This is a genomic window from Streptomyces sp. C (genome assembly GCF_000158895.1).
Taxonomy (GTDB): domain Bacteria; phylum Actinomycetota; class Actinomycetes; order Streptomycetales; family Streptomycetaceae; genus Streptomyces; species Streptomyces racemochromogenes.
The window spans coordinates 6,558,913-6,564,299 of record NZ_GG657750.1 but is presented as its reverse complement, the minus strand read 5'-3'; the positions used below and the strand labels follow the sequence as shown (position 1 = coordinate 6,564,299).

At 75.2% G+C, this 5,387-nt stretch carries 5 protein-coding genes and 1 pseudogene; 2 read left to right on the top strand and 4 right to left on the bottom strand.

All coding sequences use genetic code 11. The features are described 5' to 3' along the window. Together SSNG_RS29455 and SSNG_RS29450 are read left to right on the top strand one after the other, a co-directional pair. On the top strand, nt 1-981 hold a 981-nt coding region (locus SSNG_RS29455), incomplete at its 5' end, for an ArsB/NhaD family transporter (RefSeq protein ID WP_063749923.1). A gap of 31 nt (nt 982-1,012) precedes the next feature. Beyond that, nucleotides 1,013-2,650 (top strand): ABC-F family ATP-binding cassette domain-containing protein, encoded by a 1,638-nt coding sequence (locus SSNG_RS29450; protein ID WP_007267582.1) that lies wholly within the window; start codon nt 1,013-1,015, stop codon nt 2,648-2,650. Nucleotides 2,651-2,735: 85 nt separating this feature from the next. On the opposite strand, the gene SSNG_RS29445 is transcribed toward SSNG_RS29450, so the two are convergent. From SSNG_RS29445 to SSNG_RS29430, 4 genes and pseudogenes are all read right to left on the bottom strand, one after another. Continuing rightward, on the bottom strand, nt 2,736-2,981 hold the full coding sequence (locus tag SSNG_RS29445; protein ID WP_007267581.1) for a hypothetical protein: 246 nt from the start codon (nt 2,979-2,981) through the stop codon (nt 2,736-2,738). Further along, nucleotides 2,935-3,852 carry an SDR family oxidoreductase gene (locus SSNG_RS29440; RefSeq protein ID WP_206731344.1) on the bottom strand — a complete coding sequence of 306 codons (918 nt, stop codon included), beginning with the start codon at nt 3,850-3,852 and terminating at the stop codon, nt 2,935-2,937. Before SSNG_RS29440 ends, SSNG_RS29445 begins: the two co-directional genes overlap by 47 nt. Before the next feature lie 20 nt (nt 3,853-3,872). Next, nucleotides 3,873-5,078 (bottom strand): MAB_1171c family putative transporter, encoded by a 1,206-nt coding sequence (locus SSNG_RS29435; RefSeq protein WP_007267579.1) that lies wholly within the window; start codon nt 5,076-5,078, stop codon nt 3,873-3,875. Beyond that, nucleotides 5,068-5,387: pseudogene (locus tag SSNG_RS29430) on the bottom strand (ImmA/IrrE family metallo-endopeptidase); the annotation flags it as partial. The gene SSNG_RS29435 and the pseudogene SSNG_RS29430, both read right to left, overlap by 11 nt.

Sequence of the window (5,387 nt, the reverse complement as noted above, 5' to 3'; positions counted from 1 at the left end):
CGGGCGGGGCGCGGCGGGGCTGCTGGGTGGAGGATCGTGGTGGCCGCGGCGGTCACCGCCGCGCTGAGCCAGGACGCCACGGTGGTGCTGCTGACGCCGGTGGTGCTGGCGACGTCGGCCCGGCTGGGCGCCCGGCCCCGCCCGCACGTGTACGCCACCGCGCACCTGGCGAACTCGGCCTCGCTGCTGCTGCCCGTCTCCAACCTCACGAACCTGCTGGCCTTCGCCGCGAGCGGGCTCACCTTCACCCGGTTCGCGGCCCTCATGGCGGCGCCCTGGGCGGTCGCCATCGCGGTCGAGTACGCGGTGTTCCGCCGCTTCTTCCGGGCGGACCTGGCCGCCCCGCCCGAGCACGTGCCCGGGGCGGCGGAGCCGGCGCCCGTGCCGCGGTTCGCCCTCGTCGTGCTGGTGCTGACCCTGGCGGGCTTCGCCGTGGCCTCCTTGGCGGAGGCCAGTCCCGCCTGGGCCGCGCTGGCCGGCGCGGTGGTGCTGGGCGTACGGGCCCTGCGGCGCCGCGAGACCACCCCGCGGCGGCTGGTGGCCTCCACCGCGCCGGCGTTCTGCCTGTTCGTGCTGGCACTGGGGGTGGTCGTACGGGCCGTGGTGGCCCACGGGCTCGGCGACGGGCTGGAGTGGCTGCTGCCCGACGGGGACGCGCTGCCCGCGCTGCTGGCGGTGGCCGGGGTGGCCGCCGTACTCGCCAACCTGATCAACAACCTGCCCGCGGTGCTCGCGCTGCTGCCGCTGGCCGCCCCCGGCGGGCCGGGGGTGGTGCTGGCCGTGCTGATCGGCGTGAACATCGGCCCGAACCTCACGTACGTCGGCTCCCTGGCCACCCTGCTGTGGCGGCGGCTCCTGCACGCCCACGGCGAGGACGTCCGCCTCGGCGATTTCACCCGGCTCGGGCTGCTGACCACGCCGGTGTCCCTCGCGGCGGCGGTGACGGCCCTGTGGGCGGGCCTGCGGCTGATCGGCGGGTAGGGCGGCGGCGCGCCGCTAGGATCGGGGCATCATGACTGCAACCCTCGTCGCCAAGAACCTCACCGCCGCGCACGGTGAGCGCACGCTCTTCGCCGGTCTCGACCTCGTCGTCGCGCCCGGCGACGTCATCGGACTCGTCGGCGTCAACGGCGCCGGGAAGTCGACCCTGCTGCGCCTGCTCGCCGGGCTGGACACCCCCGAGACCGGAGAGCTGCGGCTCTCCCCTCCCGGGGCGGCCGTCGGCCACCTCCCGCAGGAGCCGGAGCGCCGCGAAGGCGAGTCGGTGCGCGGGTTCCTGGCCCGCCGGACCGGCGTGGCCGCCGCGCAGGCGGCGCTGGACGAGGCCACGCAGGGGCTGGTGGACGGCACCCCGGGCGCCGACGACGCGTACGCGGACACACTCGACCGCTGGCTGAACCTCGGCGGCGCCGACCTCGACGAACGCGCCCAGGAGGTCGCCGACGAGCTGGGTCTGGCCGTGAGCCTGGACCTGCCGATGTCGGCCCTGTCGGGCGGCCAGGCCGCCAGGGCGGGCCTGGCCTCCCTGCTGCTGTCCCGCTACGACGTGTTCCTCCTCGACGAGCCCACCAACGACCTCGACCTGGCGGGTCTGGAGCGGCTGGAGCGGTTCGTGACGGGGCTCCGCGCCGGCACGGTGGTCATCAGCCACGACCGCGAGTTCCTGACCCGGACGGTCACCAAGGTCCTCGAACTGGACCTGGCCCAGCAGCAGATCAACCTCTACGGCGGCGGCTACGAGTCGTACCTTGAGGAGCGCGCGCGGGCCCGCAGCCACGCCCGCGAGGAGTTCGAGGAGTACGCGGACAAGAAGGCCTCGCTCGAAGGCCGGGCGCAGATGCAGCGCAACTGGATGGACAAGGGCGTGCGCAACGCCCGCCGCAAGTCCACCGACAACGACAAGATCGGCAAGGCGCTGCGCGGCGAGTCCAGCGAGAAGCAGGCCGCGAAGGCCCGCCAGACGCAGCGGGCGATCGAGCGGCTGGAGGTCGTGGAGGAGCCCCGCAAGGAGTGGGAGCTGCGCATGGAGATCGCGGCGGCCCCGCGTTCCGGCTCGGTGGTCGCCACCCTGCGCGAGGCGGCGGTCAAGCGCGGCGGCTTCTCCTTCGGCCCGGCGAGCCTGCAGATCGACTGGGCGGACCGGGTGGCGATCACCGGGGCCAACGGCGCTGGCAAGTCCACCCTGCTCGCGGTCCTGCTGGGCCGGCTGGCCCCGGACTCCGGCTCGGCCGTCCTCGGCTCGGGCGTCCTGGTCGGGGAGGTCGACCAGGCGCGCGGCCTGTTCCTCGGCGGTGAGCCACTGCTGGAGGCGTTCTGCGCGGCCGTCCCGGACACCGAGCCGGCGGAGGTGCGCACGCTGCTGGCCAAGTTCGGCCTGAAGGCGGCGCACGTGCTGCGCCCGGCGGCGACCCTGTCCCCCGGCGAGCGCACCCGGGCGGCCCTGGCGCTGCTCCAGGGGCGCGGGGTGAACCTGCTGGTGCTGGACGAGCCGACGAACCACCTGGACCTGCCGGCGATCGAGCAGCTGGAGTCGGCCCTGGAGGCCTACGAGGGCACGCTGCTGCTGGTCACGCACGACCGGCGGATGCTGGACGCGGTGCGCGTGACGCGGCGCCTGGAGGTCGCCGACGGCAAGGTCACCGAACTCTGACGGACCCGGCGCCAGACCGACCCGGGCACCGCAGGGCCCCGGCCTGCGCGTTCCGCGCGGCCGGAGCCGGGACCGGCCCGGGCGTCTAGAACTCGTCCGGGCCCTTGCCGTGGCTGCGGTGTTTGCGGGGCTCCGCCGGGTCCTGCTCCGGGGTCCCGGGGCGGTCGAGGCGGCTCGCCTCGTCCGTGTCCTCGCGCCGGACGGGCGCGGGCTCCGGCTCCGGCCCGGATCCCGGGGCGGAGCGGTGCCGCTCGGCACGCGGCTTGCCGTGCTGCCGTCCTGCGTCATCGTGGTGGAGCGGGACGCCTCCGGCGCCGCCTTGCTCGTCCATGACGGATCCTCCTTCGGCCCCCGGGTCGCCCGCCCCCCCTCCGCCAGGCTGCTGCCCGGACCGCCGTCCCGCCAAACCGGCCCTGCTCAGGCGGGCCGGCCGGCCGGGGGGCGCCGGTCGCGGGCCATCCTGCGGGCCACGAAGGCGCGCGGCAGGTGCCGGACCGCGAAGGCGTACGCCTGGTAGTGGCGGCCCGTGACGCTGATCGGGCGGCGGCGTTGCGCAGGTCGCGCAGGGCCTTGGCCACCACGGCCTCCGGCTCCAGCCACACCGCGTCGCGCAGGGCGCTGACGTCCATGCCGGCGCGCTCCTGGAACTCGGTGCGGGTGAAGCCGGGGACGACCGCGAGCACGCGGACCCCGTAGGGCTCCATGTCGACCCGGAGGGATTCGCTGAAGGCGGTGATCCAGGCCTTCGCCGCCCCGTAGGTGCCGGTCGGGAGCAGGCCGGCGACGGAGGAGACGTTGAGGACGGCGCCCCGGCGGCGTTCGCGCAGGCCCGGCAGGAGCGCGTGGGTGAGCCGGAGCGGGACCTTCACGAGGAGGTCGAGCATCCGCTCCTCGTCCTCCACCGGGTTGTACGGGTAGGGCGCGGGCAGGCCGAATCCGGCGTTGTTGACGAGGACGTCGACGGGGCGGGCGGTGTCGGCGAGCCGGTCGGCGACGGTGGCGAGGGCTCCGGCGTCGAGCAGGTCGGCGGGCAGCACCTCGCAGGTGCTGCCGTGCTCACGGCCGAGCTCGGCGGCCAGGGCCTCCAGGCGGTCCTTGTCGCGGGCCACGAGGACCAGGTCGCAGCCCTTGGCGGCGAAGGCCCGCGCGAAGGCGGCGCCGAGGCCGGCGCTGGCCCCGGTGATCAGTACGGTGGTGGGCACGTGGGCTCGCTCTCGGGTGTTCAGGCGGTTCGGGTGGCGGGGGCGAAGGCGGCGGCCGTGGGCGAGGCGTAGGCCTGGGCGACGTCCACCAGGAACCTGGCCTCGTCCTCCAGGTCCCCGCCCTCGGCGGAGGTCCGCATCACGGCCGGGAGGTCCAGCGCGGGGGCCCGTGGCGGCTGTCCGGGCAGTCCGGGCAGTCCGGCGAGCTTCGCCCGCCGGGCCTCCTTCAGTACGCAGGCCAGCGCGGCGGCGGTGCGCCGCTGCTCGGGGACGCCCGTGCCGGCGACATGGCCGCGGGCGAGTTCCGGGACGCCCGGGGTGACGTACTCCCCCAGGATCAGGATCGCGTCGCGGGTCTCGATGACCTTGCGGTAGACGAGCAGGTTGCGCGGCACTGGCGGCCAGAGCAGTTCCAGCAGCCGCCCGGTGCGGGGTTCGGTGAGGACCACGTACGGGACCGCCTGCACCAGGTCCCGCCACAGCGGCCACAGCCGCCAGGCGGTGGTGGTGTCGGCGAGGGTGCGGCGCAGCGCGAACACGGTGGGCACGAGGATCGCTGCGGCGCGCAGCAGGCCGTGCAGGTTCATCATCAGCGGCAGGGCCGGCAGTGCCCAGGTGCTGCCGAAGAGGGCCTTGAGCAGGTAGGCGAACCAGAACGCCCAGGCCAGCGCGGTGCCCAGGCCGAACAGCCGCAGTCCCAGGGCGAGTGCGCGGCTTTCCGAGCGGCGGCCGTAGCGCCAGCAGACGAAGACGCAGACGGTGTTGGCGATCAGGTGGGCCGAGATGAGCACGAGCCAGTACGCGAGGGAGGGCACGGGCGTCCCGGTGGGCGGGATCGTGTGCGTGCCGTGCTCGGGCGCGGTGGCGTCCAGGGTGATGAGGACGGCGAACCAGAGCACCGTGCCCGCCCAGGAGGCCAGTTGGAGCCTGGGTCCGCGGGTGGCGGCGGCGACGAAGTAGAGCACGGCGCCGGCCGACAGGACACCGATGAGGTTGCGGACGAGGCCGACCGTGTGGGCGTACGAGGGCTCGCGGCTCATGGCGTACGTGACGACGGCGGGCAGGTTGAGGGTCATCGCGGCGGCCGCGGTGGCGACGGCCAGCCACAGTCCGCGCTGTTCCGGGGAGCGCAGGGCGCCGGGGGCGCGGATCAGGACGGCGATCCACAGGCAGACCACGCCGGGGACGGCGAGCCAGTCCCCGGCGGCGGCGAGTTCAGCTGCCATCGCGGTGGCCCCGTGCGTAGCCCATGGCGGACTCCAGCCGGGCCAGGGCTCCCCGGGGCGCCGCGCCGCGGCGGGGGTGGCCGGCGGTGGAGGTACGGGTGCGGATCATGCTCGCGAGCATCTCCGCCTCCTGCTCCTGGCGGGTGGTGTAGTCGGTGCGGCCGCGGACGACGGGGGCCCGGCCGTCGGTCTCCTCGCCCTCCAGGGAGTGGTGGCCGAAGAGGATGTGCCCGAGCTCGTGGAGCACGATGTGCTCCCGGTGCAGGGGGGTGGTGCGGGCCTCGTAGAAGACGTAGTCCACGGTGTCGG